Below are 18,555 nucleotides of genomic sequence, written 5' to 3'. Positions count from 1 at the left end.
TATTTCAATTCTTTTGTAGTCTTATTGGAACAGGGGGCTTTTTCGCCCCAATACTCCTATGGAGTAATTATATCACTTGAATTTATAACCCTTACGGGGCGTCAACCTTACCCCAGAACCCCTTATTTATAAACAAACCAACTCCCCTTAAGACTTTAAACCAAGAATACTCCCACAAGCACCCTGGGAATAAAACACCACTTCCACACCCTATCCCACGAACAACCTTCAACAGTCCAATCAAGCAAACTCCAACCTTTTCACAAGAATCCAACAGAATTCCTCAAACTTCTTACAAAAATATACTCTTAAAATATTGTCAAGAATTTTCGAAAAATTTTCGTCATAATTTAGCAACAAAACTGTAACATACTGCAAATACTAACTTCAGGTTACTAAATCAAACCCTAATCCCTCAAAAACCTTTATTTTAAAAATAAAGCCCAAACAAAACTAAAAATAGAAAAATAAGCCCAAAAACCATGTGCCGAAAAATCTTCAAAACTTCACTCCAACTTGGCTTTTTCAAACTCCTCTTTCCTATCTAAACTCTTCGTTGCATCTATTCCCCACTTAGCTGTTAACCCATCTTTCCCAGATGGATCCAGTGAGCTCCCTCTAGCGTTTGGTATAATTACAAGATCCTTATCTGGCTGAAATCTAGTAGCTACGGCCCACTCAACTTCCCTATCGTCGTATATATCAACGTCTTCATCCACAACAATAACTCTCTTGAGGCTTGGATGGCCAGCAAATGCTGCGAGGATTGCATTCTTTCCATCTCCCTCATGTTGTTTTGTTATTGAGACCACAGCATGCAACCACATGCAACCTCCCTCTGTTAGTCTAACCCCATGAACCTTTGGGACTACCCTCTTCACGCTGGCATATATCTGAGGTTCTTTTGGAAGGCCCATGAGCATGTAGTGCTCATAACCCCCAGGGAGAAGGGCATGGAATATTGGATTGTCTACATGGTACATTTTCTCAAAAACAACAACGGGTTGCTTCCTAACTATATCGTAAGTCCCAGTTATATCAACGAATGGTCCTTCATCAACCATCTCATCGGTTATCTTAGCCTCAAAGACGAACTCACTCTCGACAGGGACGGGAATTCCGTTGACATCAACTACCTCTAACGGCCTTCCAAAGGCTCTCCTACTAATTGTAGATGCAATCTCAAGCTCACTTATTCCATAAGCTACGCTGGTCGCCCCAGCCAATAAAACGTGGATTGGGTTTCCAACTATTATCCTAACCTCTAACTCCTCCCCACTTTCAACACTCTCCTTCCACATGGCGTATAGGTGCCTGGGAACTATTCTAATGGCTGCTTTATTCTCATCCAGAATCATCATTCTGTGGAAAGAGAGGTTAACAAAGTCCCCTCTCTTTGCCACAACGATTGCTGAGGTAAAGTATCTTCCCCCATCCTTGGGGTAGAACTTGGGAACTGGGAGATCCAGTAGGTTTACCTCATTCTCGTTCCTTAAAAACTCCGCATCATCTACGATTTCATACTTCGATGGATTTTCCATGGAATAGGCTAAGAGCTCGAGGAGTCCCTTCTTGTCGGTATTTAGGAATTTTGCAATCCTATCTCTTGTTGACCAAATGTTCCCAGCAACTTCCCAGCCCTCAACGTCTTTGAATAAGACGGGCCTGTCCTTATACTTAAGCAGGTATTTAGTTATCTCGTATTCCTTTTTCACGGGCTTATCAACTATTACGGTATCATCAAACTTCTCAATTATCTCCCTCAACATCGTCCAACACCTCTAAAACATCTAAGATTTCACACCAAGCTTCCTTTCCCAAAATTTCAGACACTGAAGGGGTGGTCCTTCCCCTATCCCCAGATATCAGCTCTTTTATGTATAAACCTCCATCGGTGACTAACCTGAGTTTGAAGTGCTTGTCATCAATTAACTCTCCCTTCACATCGTAAACCTTTCTAACTCTAACTAAATCAGCTCTACTATTGAGCACTCTCCTGGGGGTTCTCTGTTTAATTTCCGCATTCTTTAAGGACTTAACTACCTTTTCAACTTCTTCCTTTGTTATTCCATCCTTAACGTAAACAATGGCCTCGTACACTTTTCTATGTCTTGTGGTTAAAATTCTCTCGGCTTCCTCTGGCGTTATGAACCTTAAATTAAGAACCTCCACCTTTCCACTTTGGTTTATCTCTTCTTCAATGTCCTTTAGATTTACTTTTCTCTTCCTGGGTCTCTTTATCTCAACTACGAAGGGCCTTCCATTGCCCAGCATTCTAACGTCGACGTCTTCTCTCCCAGCTCCTTTGAATATGCACTTTCCATGGAAGTGCTTCTTAAAAGCTCTGCAGATTATCGTTGCTATGCTCTCCTTAAACCCAGGGGCTGGAGTTTGGGGTATTCCTCTAATGAGCTTTCTATACCTCCCAGCTACATATATTGGATTTACCTGAAGTTCAACCTTTTCCGAGAAGGGCTCAACTATGAAGACAACGTCGGGCCTCTCTTTTACTGGTGTCTTTCCATATCTAACTGCAATAACTTTCCCAAGCTCCCTGTTGAACTCTTTTGTAATCTTTTCTCCACTCACTACTCTGAATTTCCTCCAAATTTCCTCCTCCTTTTTTTCAATTTCTTCTGGGAACCTCGAACCCACCCAGAAGGTTTCAAATTCTATTCCTTCAGCAGCTTTTATGCAGAGTTCAGCAAACTTATCGAGGTTATTAAAAACACCTCCACAAAGCTCACATTTTTCAGGCTCCTTATACTCCTTTCCAGTTTCCATTGAAAGAAGAAGCCTAATGGCTCTACCCCTTTCTTCGTTTGTTCCCTTTCCCAGCTTTCCAAATAGCCTACCTAAGCAGTGGTTGCAGAGGTGGTGTTTTTCCAATATTTCCTTGGCTTTTTCAAGTATCATCGCAATTATTTAAAGGGGCAACTTTAAAAGGATGAGTATTAAAGAGCCTTCTTGGAGGTGAATGTATGCCCAGGAGAGCAAGGGAGTATCCTGAAGAGGGAGAGCTTGTGGTTGCTACAGTTAAAAGGGTTCACAATTATGGAGCATTTCTTGAGCTTGACGAGTATCCGGGGAAGGAAGGGTTTATGCACATTAGTGAGGTGGCCTCAACCTGGGTAAAGAACATTAGAGATTACCTTAAGGAAGGCCAAAAGGTAGTGGCCAAGGTAATAAGAGTTGACCCAAAGAAAGGGCATATCGACCTCAGTCTAAGGAGAGTAACTCAGCAACAGAGGAAAGCAAAGCTTCAAGAGTTCAAAAGAGCTCAGAAAGCTGAAAACTTACTAAAACTTGCCGCGGAGAAGTTAGGAAAAGACTTTGAAGAGGCTTGGAAAGAGGTATGGGTGCCATTGGAGAATGAGTGGGGCGAGGTTTATGCTGCCTTTGAAGATGCAGCAAAGAATGGAATTGAAGTCCTTAAGGGACACGTCCCAGATGAGTGGCTTCCAGTTCTAAAGGAGATAATTGACAGTTATGTTGAGGTTCCCACTGTAACTATAGATGCTGAGTTTGAAATTACTGTACCAAAGCCAAATGGAATTGAGATAATTAAGGAGGCGCTAATAAAGGCAAGGGACAGGGCAAACCAGGAGAAGGACATCGAAGTTAAGTTCACTTACTTGGGAGCCCCAAGATACAGAATAGACATTACGGCCCCAGACTACTACAAAGCCGAAGAAGTCCTGGAGGATATAACAGAGGAGATACTTAGGGTAATAAAAGAGGCCGGTGGCGAGGCCACACTCTTGAGAAAGGAGAAGAGAATTAAGAAGATTAAGAAGCGGAAGAAGTGAGGGTTATGAGGTTTAAGATAAAGAAGTGTCCCAGGTGTGGGAGATACACCCTCAAAGAGATTTGCCCTATATGTGGGGAAAAGACTAAAGTAGCCCATCCACCAAGGTTTTCTCCTGAAGACCCATATGGGGAATATAGGAGAAGGTGGAAGAGGGAGATACTCGGAATAGGGAGGAAGGAAAAATGAAGGAAACCACAATTGTTGTGTATGAAAGGCCTGATATTTATGACCCAATCTTTATTGAAGGCCTTCCAGGGATTGGATTAGTTGGAAAGCTTGCAGCTGAACACTTAATTCAAGAGCTAAAAGCAAAAAAGTTCGCTGAGCTTTATTCTCCTCACTTCATGCACCAAGTCTTGATTAGAAAGAACTCAGTCGTGGAGCTAATGAAAAACGAATTCTACTACTGGAAAAGTCCCGATGACGAGCATAGGGATTTGATAATAGTAACTGGAGACACCCAAGTTCCTCCAACAGACAGCTACGGACACTTTGAAGTTGCTGGAAAGATGCTTGACTTCGTTCAAGAGTTTGGAACCAGGGAGATAATCACGATGGGAGGTTACCAGGTTCCCGAAATCCAAGGAGAACCAAGGGTTCTTGCAGCCGTGACCCATGAAGACCTGATAGAGTATTACAAGAGCAAGCTGGAGGGGTGCTCAGTTGAAATTATTTGGAGAGAAGATGAGGGAGGAGCCATAGTAGGTGCAGCAGGCCTCCTCCTGGGAATTGGCAAGCTTAGAGGAATGTTTGGCATAAGCTTACTCGGGGAGAGCCTCGGATATATAGTCGATGCCAAGGCCGCAAAGGCAGTCCTTTCTGCAGTCACAAAGATACTTGGATTGGAAATAGACATGACTGCTTTGGATGAGAGAGCTAGAGAGACTGAAGAAATTCTGAGAAAAGTCGAAGAAATGCAGAGGGCAATGATGGAGCAAGTCACTCCAAAGTTACCTCATGAAGAGGAAGACAGGGGATACCTCTAACTTTTCTCTCCTTTTTTAGGTGGGAGAGATGAGGGAAATTACCCCTAAGAGAATTATGGAAATGAAGGGAAAAGAAAAGATCACTATGATAACCGCTTACGATTATCCTTCTGCTCTTCTTGCAGATAAGGCAGGATTTGATATAGTCTTCGTCGGCGACTCTCTTGGAATGGTTGTTTATGGTGACAAAAACACACTCAACGTCACAATGGAGCAGATGGTATTCCATACTAGGGCAGTTGCCAAAGCCGTGAAGAGAGCACTGGTTTTAGCTGACATGCCCTTCGGGAGTTATGAGGTGAGTGTTGAGGAAGGAATTAAGAATGCAATAAGGCTAATTCAAGCCGGAGCAGATGCGGTTAAGATTGAAGGAGGTTATGACCATAGAAAGCTTGTTAAGAAGTTGGTAAGGATGGGAATTCCCGTTATGGGTCATACAGGACTCACTCCTCAGAGATATCTAAGGCTTGGTGGTTACAGGATCATGGGAGAAAACGAAGAAGAGGTTGAAGAGATACTTAGGGACGCCAAGGCCCTAGAAAAGTCAGGGGCATTTGCCGTTGTATTAGAATTTGTCTTGGCAGATGTGGCAAAGCTCGTTACGGAGGAGGTATCAATTCCCACCATAGGAATAGGTTCCGGACCCCATGTTGATGGTCAGGTTTTGGTTTGGCATGATGTTTTGGGCTTATATGAAAACTCACCTCCCTTCGCCAAGAGGTATGCAAACCTGAGAGAGGAAATATTAAGAGCAATATCGGAGTTTAGAAAAGAAGTTAAAGAAGGAAAATTCCCAGGGAAGGAGCATTACTGGGAATATCAAGATAAAGAAAGATTCAACAGGATTAAAGAGAACGTTAAAAGAAAGCTCAAGCTTTAGTTAGGCCCAAGGTTCCCAAAGTTATTAGGACAAATCCAGCAACGTGCCAAAGAGTTACAGGCGTTCCAGTAAGTAAGGCTATCCCTATAGCAACGGCAGGGGCGGGAGTTATTATAGCAGTTGCGAGTGAAAGGTCTATTCTCTTTATTGCTGAATACCATATGAGCTGGCCAAATGCTATGATCATTCCCTCTAATACAGAATAAAAGGTGAAAGACATTCCAGTGAATAGGGAAGGAAGGAACAAGAATAGGGTCCCAAACGAATTCCTAAGGAAAGCTATCGTCTGGGGACTGCCTCTTGTTCTTTTTGCTATAACATGGCCCAACTGCCAAAATAATGGGACTAATAATAGAAGACCATCCCCTGGGTTCAGCGAAACCCTCTTCCCCTGGGTTATTACAAGAATAACTCCTATAACAACTAAGGCCGAATATCCAACCCTTCTCCTTGTTATTGATTCTTTAAGCAAAATATAGGACAACAAAAAGGAAAAGAGAACTTCCGTCCTAGTTATTAAGGCTGCATTCACCGAAGTGGACATCCTTACCCCAAAAGAGTATGAAAGATAAGCTAAAAAAGTCCCAAAGAATCCAATAAGCACTCCTCTTTTCCACTCGACTCTTACTTCTTCAAAGTTTGCGAAAGGAATGAGGAGCAAGGAAGCAAAGAGAGCAGAGAAAAAGGCAAAGCTGATGGGGTTAACTGGATTGTAGCTTATTATCACAGGTTCAAGGCCATAAAGTATCATTCCAATCAAAACTAAAGCAATACCCTTACTCCTCTCTTCCATCGCCCTTTATTTCCTTCAGCTTATTAACAAGCTTTTCGGCTATCTCCATGAAGGCCTTGGCAGCTGGAGTGTCTCCATATAGAACTATTGGAATTCCCAAGTCACTGGCCTCTCTGGCCTTTAAGTCTATTGGAACTTTACCTAAGAAGTCAACACCCTCCTTTTCTGCAAGCTTCTCTCCTCCACCTTCGCCAAATATGTCTATCTTATTACCGCAATGGGGGCAAATTAGGTAACTCATGTTTTCAATCACTGCTATGTAAGGAACCTCCATCTTCTTCATCATGTTGACCGCCTTTCCAGTATCAAGCAGAGCCACTTCCTGGGGAGTTGTTACTATTATCGCAGCATCTAGCTGTATCGATTGAACTACAGTTAGAATTTCATCTCCTGTCCCAGGGGGAAAGTCAATTATCATGAAGTCAAGTTCCCCCCACATGACGTCTCCCAAAAACTGCTTTATGGCTTTGGTAACTAGAGAGCCACGCCATATTATAGGTTGATCCTCAGGAACCATCATGCCCATGCTCATAACCTTTATTGGAGTAACTTGACCCATGAAGTCAACAGTTGGAGGGATCATTTCGAAGTGCCCGTCCTCAAACTTCTCAGCATAAATATCGGTGTTCCCAATTCCAAACATCTTTGCAACATTTGGACCGTGAATATCTGCATCCAAGATTCCAACAAAGTATCCCATCTTAGCTAGAGCTGCAGTTAGGTTCACTGCAACTGTGCTCTTTCCAACTCCACCCTTTCCGCTGAGAACAGCTATTTTATATTTCCACTTCTTCTCCTTTTCCTTGATTCTTTGAGTCAGAGGATCAACGCCAAGACCAGGAAGATTCAAAGTTGGAGCCTTTATCGTCACATACTTCACCCATTCTACGGTAAGGGTGAGAGTTAAAAAACTTTGCTATAATTTGTATCTTATGGAACAAATATGTGTAATACACAAAAGCCAATAATCTTATTAAATCAAGCAGGGAAATCTTAACTATGAACAGGAAGCTTGATGAATTTCTTAACTCTAATGATACTCCCTCGACCAAGGAGGAAAATCAAAAAGTTAAAAAGAGGCAGAGGCTCAGAGCGACAAGTTTGGATGAGTTTTTACCCGAAGACCACATAAGCTTCTTTAAGAACCTTAGAATTGGCTCAAAAAAGATAGCTAGGAAGAAGATTGAAGAGCTTTAATTATTTAATTATGTAATTATTGAAAAAAGTGAAATCAATAGAACCAAGAGGGCCACCCCATAGTTAGGTTCGACTCTGATTAGATAATCTCTTTTTGGAAGGTGATCTTTTACTAGCAGGAAGAAAACAAATCCGAGGGGGATTAAAATATCTTTATATGATAGAGCCCCATTCCACATGATCCCAACGCCCAGAGCAATTAGGCCCAATACAAGGGAAGGAATCGATCTCTTTATTGAAGGCTTGTGTCCATAGCCCTTCCACACATAGTAGTTGAGCTTTGCAAATGAAAATGCAGTTCCCAGGGAGACTCCGTAGATAAGTACTCTTTCCCCGATAGCTTTAGAAAGCACTTCCTTTGCGACACCACCAACGGTAATGCCAAATCCAGCTATTGATAAGCTAAGTATTGCTACAGCGATTAAAATAATGTAACAGTTTCTACAACCCAAATAATCCAGCTCTTTCCTATTTCTTGCGTCAACTAAAGCTCCAACTGAGAGGAACAAGCCAGATTTGAAGATTGCGTGAGCAAAAGAGTAAATTGCAGCTGCATAGGGATTATTATAGGAAACCGCCAGGAGAATATACCCCATCTTGCTAATAGTGGAGTAAGCCAGAAGTCTTTTTGCGTTTACTTGTAACATTGTCATAACTACACCAAAAATCATCGACATTATCGCCAAAGGTCTTAGAAAGCTCAGATCAGCAAGATAGGAGAGGAGAACAAGCCCATAGACTGGAGCCTTAACTGCAATTCCAGAGAGAATCGCACTTAAGTATGTATCGGCCTTCGAATGAGCATCAGGCAACCAGACGTGGAGGGGAAAGATCCCACTCTTTAATGAAAGGGCGAGAGAAGCTATCAGAACCGCGACCTTGGGAACTTCTCTTCCCTGGGCTAGCTTAACATTTAGAGTGCCAGTAGAAAAGTAAATCATGCCAAGAGAAAGAACTAAGAGATAGGAAGCAGTCATAGAAAGGAAGAGGTAGTTATATGCAGCCTTATAGCTGTCTTTCTCCCTTGAAGAAGCCACCAATGCAAAAGATGATATGGCCGAGAGCTCCATAAACACATAGAAGTTGAAGAAATCCTTCGATATGAAAGCTCCTATTAATCCAGAATGCATCAAAAGGAGAAGGGAAAGTTTTCTCCATTCAGTTGTATAAGTTAGAGCGTAGAAGGAGCTCATAGAAAATACAATCAGCTCCGCAATTAAAAAGAGTTGGGTTATTGAGTCCAGCCCGACTTCAACCCCCAAAATTCTAGAATAACCTCCAACAACCCCACCCTGGGAAAATGGTAATAATACTACTGGGAGAAAGACCCCAAGTAGATATAGAACTTTTACCTCAAGAGTTAGAGGTAACCTGAATCTCGTCCTTATACTTCCCTCTATCCTAAGGCTTCCAAATAGATAAATCAATATTGAGAACACAGCTGGAATTAATGCAAGTATCGAAGCGTTCATTTTTTCTTTCCCCCCATTACAAGAGCTAAAGCAAGACCTGTTACGGCTACGTCAACAACTATTGTTGTTAGCATTAGAACTGTTGGAAGGGGATCAACTGGGTTTGAAAACTCCTTAAGTGGGGGAGCAGTTCCCAGGAGGGAACCCTTGGTTATGAAGAATACTACAACTCCTAGAGCCAATATGTTCAGGGAGAGAAGTTGCTTGAATTTTGCCTTATTCACTATTATTCCAAAGAGCCCTATGATTATAAGCAACACATCGATCATCTTCAATCCCTCTCCAAGACTGATATTAAAGCATAAAATATGAGCGTAAATGCAGCTCCAACTTTTAGGCCTATGAAAACGTTAGCTAGAACAACGTAGGCTTCAGATGGCCTTAGGGAGAGAATAACCACTAGAAAGAAAACTATAATTGTTATCAATCCTCCAAGCCCCTCTAATGAGCTGGCTATTCTTTTTCTGAAATACTTTCTCACAGACTTATATCCATGAGAAGTTATTAAGAGAATCAACGCCACTGCAAGAATTACACCTGCCTGGAATCCTCCCCCTGGAGATTGGGTTGTATAAAGCATTAGATAAGCTGCATATGTTGTAAAGAAAGGGGCCACTAGTTTTGTTGTTGTTCTGGCCAAAATACTCATCTTCATCGCTTTATCCTCCTAATTACTATACTAAACCCTATCGCTGCAGAAAATAGGATTAACGCCTCTCCAACGCTGTCATAAAACCTCCACCCAGCTAAAATCTCAGTAACTAAGTTCCCAAGATTCCAAGTGTTTAGATAGGCTTCATACGTCAAGGGATTTGGAGTTATCCTAGCCTTTAATAGGAGTAAAAGAAATGGAATAACTGCAATTCCTGGTTTTAAATCTATTTTTATCTCTTCTCTGGTCTCTTCATGGGCAAATATAAAGAGTCCTATAACGAGAGCGCCCACTACTATTAGAGAGAGGGCCACGTCTGGAGCTCGAAGAGTTATTGCCAAGAGGGCAAGTAACAGGCTAGCTAGAGAATAAGATATCAACGAAGCTAGGAACTTCTTATGAAGCACAGCTATAAGGGCCAACATAATTCCAATAGCCCCAATTATTATTTCAAGGATTGTCCCATCCATACATATCCACCTTTACTTGGGGCTTTATTCCCATCATATATGCTCCCCTTGCAATCGCATGGCTCACCATAGGATTTATCATCGCTATTAGGAACAACAGAAGGAACATCTTCGCTTTAATAAACAAAGAGGCATCAGAGAGAAAGATCAATCCAAGTATTATTCCAATCATCCCTCCAGTGTCACATTTTGTAGCCGCGTGAAGTCTTGTATATAAGTCAGGGAATCTGATCAAGCCAAGGGCTCCAAAGACCATTATAGAGTATCCAAAAGCCAGAAATAATAGATAAATCATCTCTTTCCCCTCCTCTCCATATATTTTGCCATTATAAGCCCACCAACCGAATTAACCATGAGAAGGACTATGGCAAGATCCAGGAGGTACCACTCCCTCCATAAAACGGAAAGTATAGCTATAGCTCCAACTACCTTCGTTGTTATTGTGTTCAAGCCAACTACTCTGTCTCCTAAGCTCGGGCCAAAGATTACCCGATAGGAGGCTATTATTGCCGTTGCTAGAAGTATCCAAATTCCAGCTACCAAAACATTTTCTTTAACCATTTTTCAATATCCCCCTTAATAACTTCTCCAGCTTTCTCAGGGTTTAGAGTTTCTGCATCTATCCAATGAACGTAGAGATAAGTACCATCTAACCTTCTCACGACATCGAGGGTCAAAGTCCCGGGAGTTAGGGTTATTGAATTCGCTAAAAGAGTAATTCCCGTGTTGGAGTGAAGATCGCTCTTAATCTTAACTATCGCTGGATTTATATCCATGAATATTACATGCCTCGCGACTTTTATATTGCTCTCAAGTAGCCTAAAGGCCATGATAATTAAATACTGTGGAAGGTATATTAGGACAAAGTAGAGGATTTTCCAAATCAAATGCTTGGAATGTCTTATATCCTCGGTGAGGAGATCCCTCATGTAATAAGCTATAACTCCAGTAGTTACAAGGCCTAGGAATAGCCCCCTAATGGCCAAATGACCAGTTATAATTATCCAAAACCCAAAGAGAATTATCCAAGTAAGCAAGAATCTTTCCCAGGATGGGAGTTTTTTGCTCTCATAAATTTCATAGAGATATCTTTCCTTCACCTTCTCAATTCGATGTTTTAAATAAAGGGGCATTCTACTCATTCAAATACCTCCTAATCTCTCCCACTAATCTTGGCAAAATCTCTCCAGCCTTACCCCTGAGAAAGAAGTCCGCTATTGGGGTGATTGAAGAAGGCTCAATGTTTACCTCGACAACAATACCTCCGCTCTCCTTGACTATGTACGGTATGTATGCGGCAGGATAAACGACACCGCTGGTTCCTACAACGAGAACAACATCGGCCTTTTTAGCTAGTGAAAACGCTGTTGTCAGCTCTTTTTCAGGCAAAGCTTCGCCAAACCAAACTACATCGGGCCTTAGGAAAGAGCCGCAGTTGGGACACTTAGGTAGTTCTTGGGAAAGTAGCCACTCAATTCTCCCAGTTTCCTTTAAGTACTCCCTATACGAGCAACTCGTACACTTAATTCGAAATATGTTTCCGTGCAACTCTATAACATTTATACTTCCCGCCTCCTTATGAAGATCGTCAACATTTTGGGTAATCACGGCCTTTATTATTCCCATCTTCTCCATCTCTGCCAAAGCTATGTGAGCGGGATTTGGCCTCGCCTCTAAAATCTTCTTAATTCTCCACTTGTAGAATTCCCACACAAGTTTCGGATCTCTCTTAAAAGCTTCAGGAGTCGCTAACTCCTCCGCCCTGTACTTTCTCCATAACCCATCTTTTCCCCTAAAAGTTGGGATACCACTCTCAGCGCTAATGCCTGCTCCAGTAAACGCTATTGCCATAGAAGATTTCGCCAAGATTTTACTTACCTCTCTGAACATCAAAAGAGTAGTGGAAAAATATCTTAAATTTTTTTTTGTGGACTAATATTTTTATACCCTCTTCTTAACGATAGAACATGCAACATGTAATTGCCCTGCATCAAGTTTACGGAGAGCTCATCTTTAGAGGGTTAAAATGGCATGAAATAAGGCGTAGTAGAGTTTTTGAGGAAGGTGATATTGTTTTTCTTTATATAGCAAGGGGAGATCTCTACACGCTGAAAAAAACGCTCAGAAAACTTGGACTGACTGAAGAACAGACAATAACAAAAAGGGGAACGATAGCTGGGGGATTTGAAGTAGGGGAGGTCATTAAAGCAGATCTTGAAACTCTGTGGGAGCTGACCAAAGACACAAGTGGGCTAACTTTTGTTCATGGTGAGCATGAAGGCAAAAGGTGGCTCAAGAACTATGTAAATGACTATGGCTACGCATTTACAATAGAGAAGCCGTTCCTTTTCAAAGAGCCTGTCACGAAAGAAGAATTGAAAGAAAAGTACGGAATACACGTAGAGGGTATCATTCACCTCTCACTCCGCACTCGGCGCCCCTGGGTCAAGGCCTTCCTTGAGGATTTAATGACGAGAGAGTTTGAATACATCTAGCTCATTTAGGCTTTAAATAGCCCCACTTGTCCAACGCCTTCTTCAACTCTGGGCTTGATTTTGCCTTCTCTTCCAAGTCAACTCCTTCTAAGGCCGCATCTATTGCATCTCTCAAAGCTTTAGCTCCACTCCTGGGTCCATCTGGATGTCCCATAACCCCTCCACCCGCTTGAATAATGAGATCTTTTCCAAAGAGACGTATAAGTTCTGGTATCAATCCAGGGTGTAGTCCTCCACTTGCGACTGGGAAAACTTCCCTTATATGCTCCCACTTACTAAGTAGGAAGTCGTTGATTCTTTTAACCTCCTTATACTCTCCTGCCATCTTTCCAACTGCAGTTCCTGTGTGAAGTTGATCAACACCAATCATTCTAGCAAGCTTAGCTATCGCATACATCGTTATCCCATGCTTTGAATTTCTAGTGAATGCTGCATGCATAGCCCTGTGGGCATGTATCGCTAATCCGAGATCTTCAGTTACCTCTCTCATGTACTGGAGTGCACTCCACCCAGTAACTATTATGTCGATCATAACGTACTGTCCTCCCTCATTCGCCACAAGTTCAGCTCTCTTCTCCATAATGTCAACTGGTCCAGTGATGTTGATTAAGTATTCTTTTCTTTCCCCACTTTCAGCCTCTACGATGTCTCTAATCCTGTATAGTTTTCGCACTCTTTCTTCGAATCTGTTGAACGGAAAGCTAGTGAAGTTTTCATCGTACTTTAACAGATCAATCCCCCCACTCCACAGTTCATATGCTATTTCCGCGTATTCATCCACACTCCATCCCATCTTGGGCTTTGGAACGGTAGCTGTTAGGGGTCTCTCTTTGACACCCATGAATTCTCTAATTCCTTTAACCCCATATTGTGGCCCTTTGAAATGTCTCAGGTACTCATAAGGAGGATGGAAGTCCAGAAGCCTCAAATTCTTTAGCGCTTTCATTCCGAAGATGTTTCCAGCTATGGCACTCAAAAGTTGAACTACACTTCCTTCTTCGAAGAGCGTTAAGGGATATGCAACCTTAGCTATATATCCATCTCCACTCCTTTCCAGATAAAATACTTTCGCCATGCTTCTTTTTGCCATTTCAGGCATTTTCCAGAGAGTTGTCCATGTTCCTATTGAGCTTTCACTAGCTATTCTTCCAGCAGCTTCTTCTGGAGAAACTCCGTTTGGTTCAAAATAGTACTCCACAACTAGCTCGTCTCTACCGGGAGTATAGTCAAGATCAACAAAGTCTAAATACCACTCAACCTTCATAAAAACACCAACACAATAATATGCCTTCTTATTCATAACATTTATGTTTATAAACAAAATTAATTTCCAAAAGAGGAGGAGAAAATTATGGTTAGTAAGAGATACATTCAAATAATTAAAACAGCTGTCCTTGCATCCTTCCCTGCGTTAGTTTTATGTGTATTTCTTGATTTCTTTGCTGGAGCATTCCTAGGCAAATTTTTCACGATTATAAGAGAGAACTACCCAATAATACTTGTTATACTTCCAGGTCTCATGGGTCTTAGAGGTAATATATTTGGATCAATGGCATCAAGATTTTCTACAATGCTCTACTTAGGTGAGATGGAGCCCTCTTTAAGAGATAAAACAATTGCAAAAAATATCTTTATGAGCATAGTCCTTTCTTTGCTTCCAGTGTTGCTCCTTTGGTTGGTTGGTTCTTTGAAAGTTAGAGATGTTGATATTGCAATAGCAACTCTTCTGATTATAGTAACTTCCACAATTTATACAAGCTTATTCTTAGGATACTCTACTGCCTTTGTATCAATATTCCCATTTAAGAAAGGTATTGATCCTGACGCAATTGCCGCTCCCGTGATAACTTCACTTGCAGATTTAGTCACTGTTCCTTTTTTAGTCGTATTTATATTTCTCTATTCAGACCACAAAAAGTTCATAACAATAACAACTGTGGCACTGCTTATATTCCTCTTCCTCTGGAGGTATTCAAAGTTCAGAAAAAATGACATAATAGTCTTTAAAGAAGTAATAAGCATAATACTGTTTCTGGCCTTGATATCTAGCATAACTGGTTCCATCTTAGAGAGCTATAGTGAGCTACTAGAGAAGATTTTAATTTTCAGTATTATGTATCCAGCAGTACTCGGTACAACTGGGAGTCTTGGATCTATAATTGGGGCAAAAACTTCAACAAAAATCCATATTGGAGAAATAGAGAAAATTCTAAACAAGGATATCGCATTTGAAATAGGAGTTTATACTCTCCTTGCTTACCCACTTGCCCTATTGAGCAACGGAATAGCTACCTTAGTCGGAAGATTTTTGCTCAATAAATCTATGGGTATAATCCCAGAATTTGTACTTCTGTATCCACTGTTGGCGCACCTAGTTATGTGGTTTGCATACTTCGTTGCAATATTCGCGGAAAAAATGAGGCTTGACCCTGACAATGTTACAGTTCCCACGATAACAACTTTGGCAGACATGTTCTCCACGCTCTTTGTAGTTTTCATAATAAAGCTGATCACATGACACAACATTCAAAGTATATTTCCACGTTCCTAGATTGCTTAGCCCATTCAAGGACTTTCCTAGGGGGGTTAGTTATTCTGTCCACACCTATTAGGATTGCCTTCTTGTCAAACTCCTCTCTCCACTTACCAAATGGTCTCATACATCCAATGCTTAACTCCCCATTGAATTTTTCTCGTGCATATCTAACAACCTTTAATGCTTCTTCCATGGAAACTTTCACATTCTCCATTTCTGTCCCAGGTGTTGGAATTAGGACATTTAATACCAAGACATCTATGGGATACTTTGATAGAATATCTACAGCTTTGTATTCCCAGTGGATTTTTCCAAAATCTAGACCAATCGTTATATGAGGGGCAACCCTTATTCCCGCCTCAGTTAAAATGTCGAGAACTTTAAGGTAATCATTTACAGTCTTGTCTATCTTATAAACCCTTTTTATTACTTCGTTATCCCCAACAAAATCTAAGGAGACAACGTCAATGTACTTCAACCATTCTAAATCCTCTTTGTCAATAAATCCTACATGAGCATTAATTTTTAATTTTGTTTTTTCCTTAATTGTTCTTATTTCGTCTTTAAACTTGTCAAGGGGGACTTTTAGTCTACTATCCATCCCACCACTTAACAGGCACCCAAAGTAGCCTTCTTTTTCCATCTCAAAGCATTTATCCACGAGACTCAGCCTTGTTATTTTCTTCATTCCCTCCAGGTAATGTCTCCCACAGTGAGCACAGCTCAAGGCACAATAATTTCCAGTAACTGAAATCGATGGAAACTTTATTCCTGGGATATAGACTTTTAGGGTTTTCATATAACCTCCCTCAAGTCTTTCAGGAATTCCCTAGTCATGGCCTCCGTCACATGAGGCATGAACACTATTCTTATATATCCCCTATGGGCGCTAATTCCCCATCCTCTTGATTTTAATTCCTTTTCAACTCTCCTAAGGTTTCTGGTCTTAAAGGAAACTATGTTTAGCATTGGCTCTCTCACTAGCCAAGCCCCAGGGGTTTTCTTTATTTCCTCAGCAAATAGTCTAGAAAGTCTCATAGCTCTATCTACAATCTTCATGTATCCTTCAAATCCTAAATGTTTAATTAGGGCCCATACAGCCAGTACACTAGCTCCTGGTCTAGTTCCTGTTATTGTTGCCTGCAATATTCTCCCTCCAGCTAAATATGGAGCCAAAACGCTTATTGCCCTTAAGTATTTTTTACGCCTGAAAACTATTCCCCCTGCTGGGATTGGAGCCATTCCCATCTTATGGGGGTCTATTGTTATGCTCTGAACTCCTTTAAGCTTGAAGTCAAAATCTGGTAAATCATATCCTAGTTCTTTAGCAAAGGGGATTACAAATCCTCCAAATGCCGCATCAACGTGAAGGGGAATTCCGTACTCCCTAGCTAGATCACTTAAAGCTGGAATATCATCAACGACACCAAGCCCTGTAGTTCCAGCTATTCCAACTATGCCAATGGTGTTCTCACTTATTTTCGCTTCAACATCTTTAACATCCACGGTATAGTCTGGATTTAAGTCAGCCCAGACTAGTTTAACTCCCAGCATTTCTCCGGCCTTTATGAAGGAGAAGTGTGCACTTCTAGGCAAAATTAACTCTGGATTTTCGACATCTGCTAAATTCCTAAATGCCCTGACAGCTAAGATATTCGCTTCAGTACCACCTGAGACAACATGCCCATATCCTCTCTCTAAATGTAAGAGATCTGAAAGCATTTCTATTACTTCTTCTTCTTCTATTTTCTTTGTCCCTGGGTGGAGACCAGGATCACCCAAGTTTCTATCCATGTACAAACAAAACACTTCTCTGGCTAATTCGTGGGGAAGAGTACACATGGAACCTAGGATCTTGCCAGATGAAAATGATAAGTCTTTGGAAGTGTATTTTTCTAATTCTCTCATAACTTCCTCTTGTGGGATACCTTTTCTTGGGAACTTCACTATCTCACCCCCAGGAGATATAGGGTTATTGCTATTATAAGCTGAGAGGAAAAATTGTCATCAGGAGGAACTTCATAGAATTCTGCTAACGTTCCAACAAATGCTCCGATTATGGCTATTTTAAATCCTACCAGGGGGAAAAGAATTAGTAAACCTACAATGAAGTGGGAAAGACTTCCTTCTATGCTCTTTCCGTTTTTAAACCTATGATTTCCAAAAGATTTTCCAACAATAGCTGCTACAGCATCACCTAAAGTTGCCACAGCTATACTTCCTATTGCAACCTCCCTCGGAAATAAAAGGACTATAATAAGGGACGCCGCAGCAAAATATATGTGAGCCCCAATACCTCTTTTTTCGTGTTCTCTTGCGATACTTTCTATTTCCTTTTCTATTTTGTTCGCAATTTCTTCAGGGATGCCGAGTTTTTTCTTTATTCTTTCTCTAAGCTCTTCAACAGTCCTAAATGGTTCTAGGATCAGAAAAACTGTCAATGCCAAGGAAACAAATAGAACCGTTACCTCTTTTCCAAACAATAAATAGACAGCTGGAACAGTGAGCCCAGTCATGTGAAGAGCTTTTCTTTTAATTTCAATTTTTAATGTCACGTTCTATCACCTCTAAGGCCTCATATAGGTTATTCACAACATAATCTGCATACTTTGCCCTCCTTCCTTTAAAGTAGCCCCTCTTTACAAGAATCGTAGTTGCGTGAATAGCCTTCCCTCCCTTCATGTCTGTATCATCCCTATCCCCTATCACATACACCTTCTTCTCCCTAGGGAACTTTTTTCTCGCTAAATGGAAGTTATAGGGTTCAAACTTGGAGTGACCTGTATCTCCACTCACTATAATCGCATCAAAGTAATCTTTAATTCCAAGAACCTCAAGCTTTCTTCTCTGCCAAGAGGATGAAGAATCAGTTACTAAAACAATTTTAGCTCCCATTTCTCTTACTTTTTCCAAAAATGGAATTACATCAGGATAAAGCCTCAAATTAGCAAAAAACGTCCTATCAAAGAGGTTTGCTATCTCTTGCACCTCTTCATTCTCCAAATTTTTGTAGATTTTGTTTATTATCCTATCCAGAATTTCTTCAAATCCCAGGATATGAAGCTCTCTTATCTCCTCAAGTTCCCTATATCTTTTAGTCAGAATATAGGCAAACATTCTAAACTTCCTTAACCTTAATAGCGTTGGGATTAACCTAATGGCTGCAATTCTTATTGCCTCCCAAGTGTTGCAGAGAGTATCATCTAAATCGAGGATTATTAGCATCAAACAAAAGGAGGGGATAAAGTATTTTAAACCCTCTG

General features: G+C 41.1%; 24 protein-coding genes. 7 read left to right on the top strand and 17 right to left on the bottom strand.

Annotated elements, in window-relative coordinates; all coding sequences use genetic code 11:
* Positions 1 to 506: 506 nt before the first annotated feature.
* Together PWP39_RS02920 and PWP39_RS02915 are read right to left on the bottom strand one after the other, a co-directional pair.
* A complete protein-coding gene (locus PWP39_RS02920; protein WP_288072531.1) occupies positions 507 to 1,769 on the bottom strand; it encodes a UbiD family decarboxylase in 1,263 nt (420 codons plus the stop codon).
* Positions 1,750 to 2,916 carry a tRNA pseudouridine(54/55) synthase Pus10 gene (locus PWP39_RS02915; RefSeq protein WP_288072528.1) on the bottom strand — a complete coding sequence of 389 codons (1,167 nt, stop codon included), beginning with the start codon at positions 2,914 to 2,916 and terminating at the stop codon, positions 1,750 to 1,752. The genes PWP39_RS02920 and PWP39_RS02915 overlap by 20 nt, the downstream gene beginning before the upstream one ends.
* A 65-nt stretch (positions 2,917 to 2,981) precedes the next feature.
* Between PWP39_RS02915 and PWP39_RS02910 the strand changes: the two genes are divergently transcribed.
* From PWP39_RS02910 to panB, 4 genes are read left to right on the top strand one after another with little or no spacing between them, the layout of a single operon-like run.
* The gene (locus PWP39_RS02910) at positions 2,982 to 3,809 is read left to right on the top strand and encodes a translation initiation factor IF-2 subunit alpha (RefSeq protein WP_288072526.1); all 828 of its coding nucleotides are present in this window, start codon (positions 2,982 to 2,984) and stop codon (positions 3,807 to 3,809) included.
* 5 nt (positions 3,810 to 3,814) lie between these two features.
* The gene (locus PWP39_RS02905) at positions 3,815 to 3,997 is read left to right on the top strand and encodes an RNA-protein complex protein Nop10 (RefSeq protein ID WP_288072524.1); all 183 of its coding nucleotides are present in this window, start codon (positions 3,815 to 3,817) and stop codon (positions 3,995 to 3,997) included.
* Entirely contained in the window at positions 3,994 to 4,797 is an 804-nt protein-coding gene (locus PWP39_RS02900) for a proteasome assembly chaperone family protein (protein WP_288072522.1), read from the top strand. The genes PWP39_RS02905 and PWP39_RS02900 overlap by 4 nt, the downstream gene beginning before the upstream one ends.
* A gap of 28 nt (positions 4,798 to 4,825) precedes the next feature.
* Positions 4,826 to 5,677: a 3-methyl-2-oxobutanoate hydroxymethyltransferase gene (gene panB / locus PWP39_RS02895; protein ID WP_288072519.1), complete on the top strand. Its 852-nt coding sequence runs from the start codon at positions 4,826 to 4,828 to the stop codon at positions 5,675 to 5,677.
* Here the strand turns inward: panB and PWP39_RS02890 are convergent.
* Together PWP39_RS02890 and PWP39_RS02885 are read right to left on the bottom strand one after the other, a co-directional pair.
* On the bottom strand, positions 5,667 to 6,470 hold the full coding sequence (locus PWP39_RS02890) for a DMT family transporter (RefSeq protein WP_288072516.1): 804 nt from the start codon (positions 6,468 to 6,470) through the stop codon (positions 5,667 to 5,669). The two genes, panB and PWP39_RS02890, sit on opposite strands and share 11 nt — an antisense overlap.
* Complete coding sequence (locus PWP39_RS02885) at positions 6,454 to 7,341, bottom strand: Mrp/NBP35 family ATP-binding protein (RefSeq protein ID WP_288072537.1); 888 nt, start codon at positions 7,339 to 7,341, stop codon at positions 6,454 to 6,456. Before PWP39_RS02885 ends, PWP39_RS02890 begins: the two co-directional genes overlap by 17 nt.
* A gap of 128 nt (positions 7,342 to 7,469) precedes the next feature.
* On the opposite strand from PWP39_RS02885, the gene PWP39_RS02880 reads away from it, so the two are divergent.
* Entirely contained in the window at positions 7,470 to 7,667 is a 198-nt protein-coding gene (locus PWP39_RS02880) for a PCNA-inhibitor (RefSeq protein WP_288072513.1), read from the top strand.
* Positions 7,668 to 7,675: 8 nt separating this feature from the next.
* Here PWP39_RS02880 and PWP39_RS02875 read toward each other — a convergent pair whose 3' ends face one another.
* The 8 genes from PWP39_RS02875 to cobB are packed head-to-tail and all read right to left on the bottom strand — an operon-like array spanning position 7,676 to position 12,151.
* Complete coding sequence (locus PWP39_RS02875) at positions 7,676 to 9,139, bottom strand: monovalent cation/H+ antiporter subunit D family protein (protein ID WP_288072510.1); 1,464 nt, start codon at positions 9,137 to 9,139, stop codon at positions 7,676 to 7,678.
* Positions 9,136 to 9,408 carry a cation:proton antiporter subunit C gene (locus PWP39_RS02870; RefSeq protein ID WP_288072507.1) on the bottom strand — a complete coding sequence of 91 codons (273 nt, stop codon included), beginning with the start codon at positions 9,406 to 9,408 and terminating at the stop codon, positions 9,136 to 9,138. Before PWP39_RS02870 ends, PWP39_RS02875 begins: the two co-directional genes overlap by 4 nt.
* A 2-nt stretch (positions 9,409 to 9,410) precedes the next feature.
* The gene (locus PWP39_RS02865) at positions 9,411 to 9,794 is read right to left on the bottom strand and encodes a Na(+)/H(+) antiporter subunit B (protein ID WP_288072504.1); all 384 of its coding nucleotides are present in this window, start codon (positions 9,792 to 9,794) and stop codon (positions 9,411 to 9,413) included.
* Positions 9,791 to 10,261 carry a hydrogenase subunit MbhD domain-containing protein gene (locus PWP39_RS02860; protein ID WP_288072501.1) on the bottom strand — a complete coding sequence of 157 codons (471 nt, stop codon included), beginning with the start codon at positions 10,259 to 10,261 and terminating at the stop codon, positions 9,791 to 9,793. Before PWP39_RS02860 ends, PWP39_RS02865 begins: the two co-directional genes overlap by 4 nt.
* Positions 10,242 to 10,556, bottom strand: a complete 315-nt coding sequence (mnhG, locus tag PWP39_RS02855) for a monovalent cation/H(+) antiporter subunit G (RefSeq protein WP_288072498.1) — start codon at positions 10,554 to 10,556, stop codon at positions 10,242 to 10,244. The genes PWP39_RS02860 and mnhG overlap by 20 nt, the downstream gene beginning before the upstream one ends.
* A complete protein-coding gene (locus PWP39_RS02850; RefSeq protein WP_288072495.1) occupies positions 10,553 to 10,822 on the bottom strand; it encodes a monovalent cation/H+ antiporter complex subunit F in 270 nt (89 codons plus the stop codon). Before PWP39_RS02850 ends, mnhG begins: the two co-directional genes overlap by 4 nt.
* Entirely contained in the window at positions 10,798 to 11,403 is a 606-nt protein-coding gene (locus tag PWP39_RS02845) for a Na+/H+ antiporter subunit E (protein ID WP_288072493.1), read from the bottom strand. Before PWP39_RS02845 ends, PWP39_RS02850 begins: the two co-directional genes overlap by 25 nt.
* Positions 11,396 to 12,151, bottom strand: a complete 756-nt coding sequence (gene cobB / locus PWP39_RS02840; protein ID WP_288072491.1) for an NAD-dependent protein deacetylase — start codon at positions 12,149 to 12,151, stop codon at positions 11,396 to 11,398. Before cobB ends, PWP39_RS02845 begins: the two co-directional genes overlap by 8 nt.
* Positions 12,152 to 12,228: 77 nt before the next feature.
* On the opposite strand from cobB, the gene PWP39_RS02835 reads away from it, so the two are divergent.
* Positions 12,229 to 12,756 (top strand): ASCH domain-containing protein, encoded by a 528-nt coding sequence (locus PWP39_RS02835; protein WP_288072490.1) that lies wholly within the window; start codon positions 12,229 to 12,231, stop codon positions 12,754 to 12,756.
* Between the two features lies 1 nt (position 12,757).
* Here PWP39_RS02835 and rbcL read toward each other — a convergent pair whose 3' ends face one another.
* Positions 12,758 to 14,020, bottom strand: a complete 1,263-nt coding sequence (rbcL, locus tag PWP39_RS02830) for a type III ribulose-bisphosphate carboxylase (protein WP_288072488.1) — start codon at positions 14,018 to 14,020, stop codon at positions 12,758 to 12,760.
* Positions 14,021 to 14,107: 87 nt separating this feature from the next.
* Between rbcL and PWP39_RS02825 the strand changes: the two genes are divergently transcribed.
* Positions 14,108 to 15,274: a magnesium transporter gene (locus PWP39_RS02825; protein WP_288072485.1), complete on the top strand. Its 1,167-nt coding sequence runs from the start codon at positions 14,108 to 14,110 to the stop codon at positions 15,272 to 15,274.
* Here the strand turns inward: PWP39_RS02825 and lipS1 are convergent.
* From lipS1 to PWP39_RS02805, 4 genes are read right to left on the bottom strand one after another with little or no spacing between them, the layout of a single operon-like run.
* Positions 15,267 to 16,091, bottom strand: coding sequence for a LipS1 family lipoyl synthase (gene lipS1 / locus PWP39_RS02820; RefSeq protein WP_288072482.1), 825 nt, complete (start codon positions 16,089 to 16,091; stop codon positions 15,267 to 15,269). The two genes, PWP39_RS02825 and lipS1, sit on opposite strands and share 8 nt — an antisense overlap.
* Positions 16,088 to 17,239, bottom strand: a complete 1,152-nt coding sequence (mfnA, locus tag PWP39_RS02815) for a tyrosine decarboxylase MfnA (RefSeq protein ID WP_288072480.1) — start codon at positions 17,237 to 17,239, stop codon at positions 16,088 to 16,090. Before mfnA ends, lipS1 begins: the two co-directional genes overlap by 4 nt.
* Positions 17,239 to 17,847 carry a diacylglycerol/polyprenol kinase family protein gene (locus PWP39_RS02810; protein ID WP_011012300.1) on the bottom strand — a complete coding sequence of 203 codons (609 nt, stop codon included), beginning with the start codon at positions 17,845 to 17,847 and terminating at the stop codon, positions 17,239 to 17,241. Before PWP39_RS02810 ends, mfnA begins: the two co-directional genes overlap by 1 nt.
* Positions 17,831 to 18,517, bottom strand: coding sequence for an HAD family hydrolase (locus tag PWP39_RS02805; protein ID WP_288072477.1), 687 nt, complete (start codon positions 18,515 to 18,517; stop codon positions 17,831 to 17,833). Before PWP39_RS02805 ends, PWP39_RS02810 begins: the two co-directional genes overlap by 17 nt.
* Positions 18,518 to 18,555: the final 38 nt, after the last annotated feature.

This window comes from Pyrococcus sp., assembly GCF_030153625.1.
Lineage (GTDB): Archaea > Methanobacteriota_B > Thermococci > Thermococcales > Thermococcaceae > Pyrococcus > Pyrococcus furiosus.
This window is presented reverse-complemented; position numbering and strand designations above follow the sequence as displayed.

Coding starts and splice junctions, on each gene's coding strand:
- PWP39_RS02910 (WP_288072526.1), top strand. CDS start 2,982: ATGCCCAGGAGAGCAAGGGAGTATCCTGAAGAGGGAGAGCTTGTGGTT.
- PWP39_RS02915 (WP_288072528.1), bottom strand. CDS start 2,916: ATGATACTTGAAAAAGCCAAGGAAATATTGGAAAAACACCACCTCTGC.
- PWP39_RS02880 (WP_288072513.1), top strand. CDS start 7,470: ATGAACAGGAAGCTTGATGAATTTCTTAACTCTAATGATACTCCCTCG.
- rbcL (WP_288072488.1), bottom strand. CDS start 14,020: ATGAAGGTTGAGTGGTATTTAGACTTTGTTGATCTTGACTATACTCCC.
- PWP39_RS02870 (WP_288072507.1), bottom strand. CDS start 9,408: ATGATCGATGTGTTGCTTATAATCATAGGGCTCTTTGGAATAATAGTG.
- PWP39_RS02920 (WP_288072531.1), bottom strand. CDS start 1,769: ATGTTGAGGGAGATAATTGAGAAGTTTGATGATACCGTAATAGTTGAT.
- PWP39_RS02805 (WP_288072477.1), bottom strand. CDS start 18,517: ATGCTAATAATCCTCGATTTAGATGATACTCTCTGCAACACTTGGGAG.
- PWP39_RS02835 (WP_288072490.1), top strand. CDS start 12,229: ATGCAACATGTAATTGCCCTGCATCAAGTTTACGGAGAGCTCATCTTT.
- PWP39_RS02900 (WP_288072522.1), top strand. CDS start 3,994: ATGAAGGAAACCACAATTGTTGTGTATGAAAGGCCTGATATTTATGAC.
- PWP39_RS02875 (WP_288072510.1), bottom strand. CDS start 9,139: ATGAACGCTTCGATACTTGCATTAATTCCAGCTGTGTTCTCAATATTG.
- PWP39_RS02850 (WP_288072495.1), bottom strand. CDS start 10,822: ATGGTTAAAGAAAATGTTTTGGTAGCTGGAATTTGGATACTTCTAGCA.
- mnhG (WP_288072498.1), bottom strand. CDS start 10,556: ATGATTTATCTATTATTTCTGGCTTTTGGATACTCTATAATGGTCTTT.
- PWP39_RS02845 (WP_288072493.1), bottom strand. CDS start 11,403: ATGAGTAGAATGCCCCTTTATTTAAAACATCGAATTGAGAAGGTGAAG.
- PWP39_RS02825 (WP_288072485.1), top strand. CDS start 14,108: ATGGTTAGTAAGAGATACATTCAAATAATTAAAACAGCTGTCCTTGCA.
- PWP39_RS02890 (WP_288072516.1), bottom strand. CDS start 6,470: ATGGAAGAGAGGAGTAAGGGTATTGCTTTAGTTTTGATTGGAATGATA.
- lipS1 (WP_288072482.1), bottom strand. CDS start 16,091: ATGAAAACCCTAAAAGTCTATATCCCAGGAATAAAGTTTCCATCGATT.
- PWP39_RS02860 (WP_288072501.1), bottom strand. CDS start 10,261: ATGGATGGGACAATCCTTGAAATAATAATTGGGGCTATTGGAATTATG.
- PWP39_RS02865 (WP_288072504.1), bottom strand. CDS start 9,794: ATGAAGATGAGTATTTTGGCCAGAACAACAACAAAACTAGTGGCCCCT.
- PWP39_RS02905 (WP_288072524.1), top strand. CDS start 3,815: ATGAGGTTTAAGATAAAGAAGTGTCCCAGGTGTGGGAGATACACCCTC.
- panB (WP_288072519.1), top strand. CDS start 4,826: ATGAGGGAAATTACCCCTAAGAGAATTATGGAAATGAAGGGAAAAGAA.
- cobB (WP_288072491.1), bottom strand. CDS start 12,151: ATGTTCAGAGAGGTAAGTAAAATCTTGGCGAAATCTTCTATGGCAATA.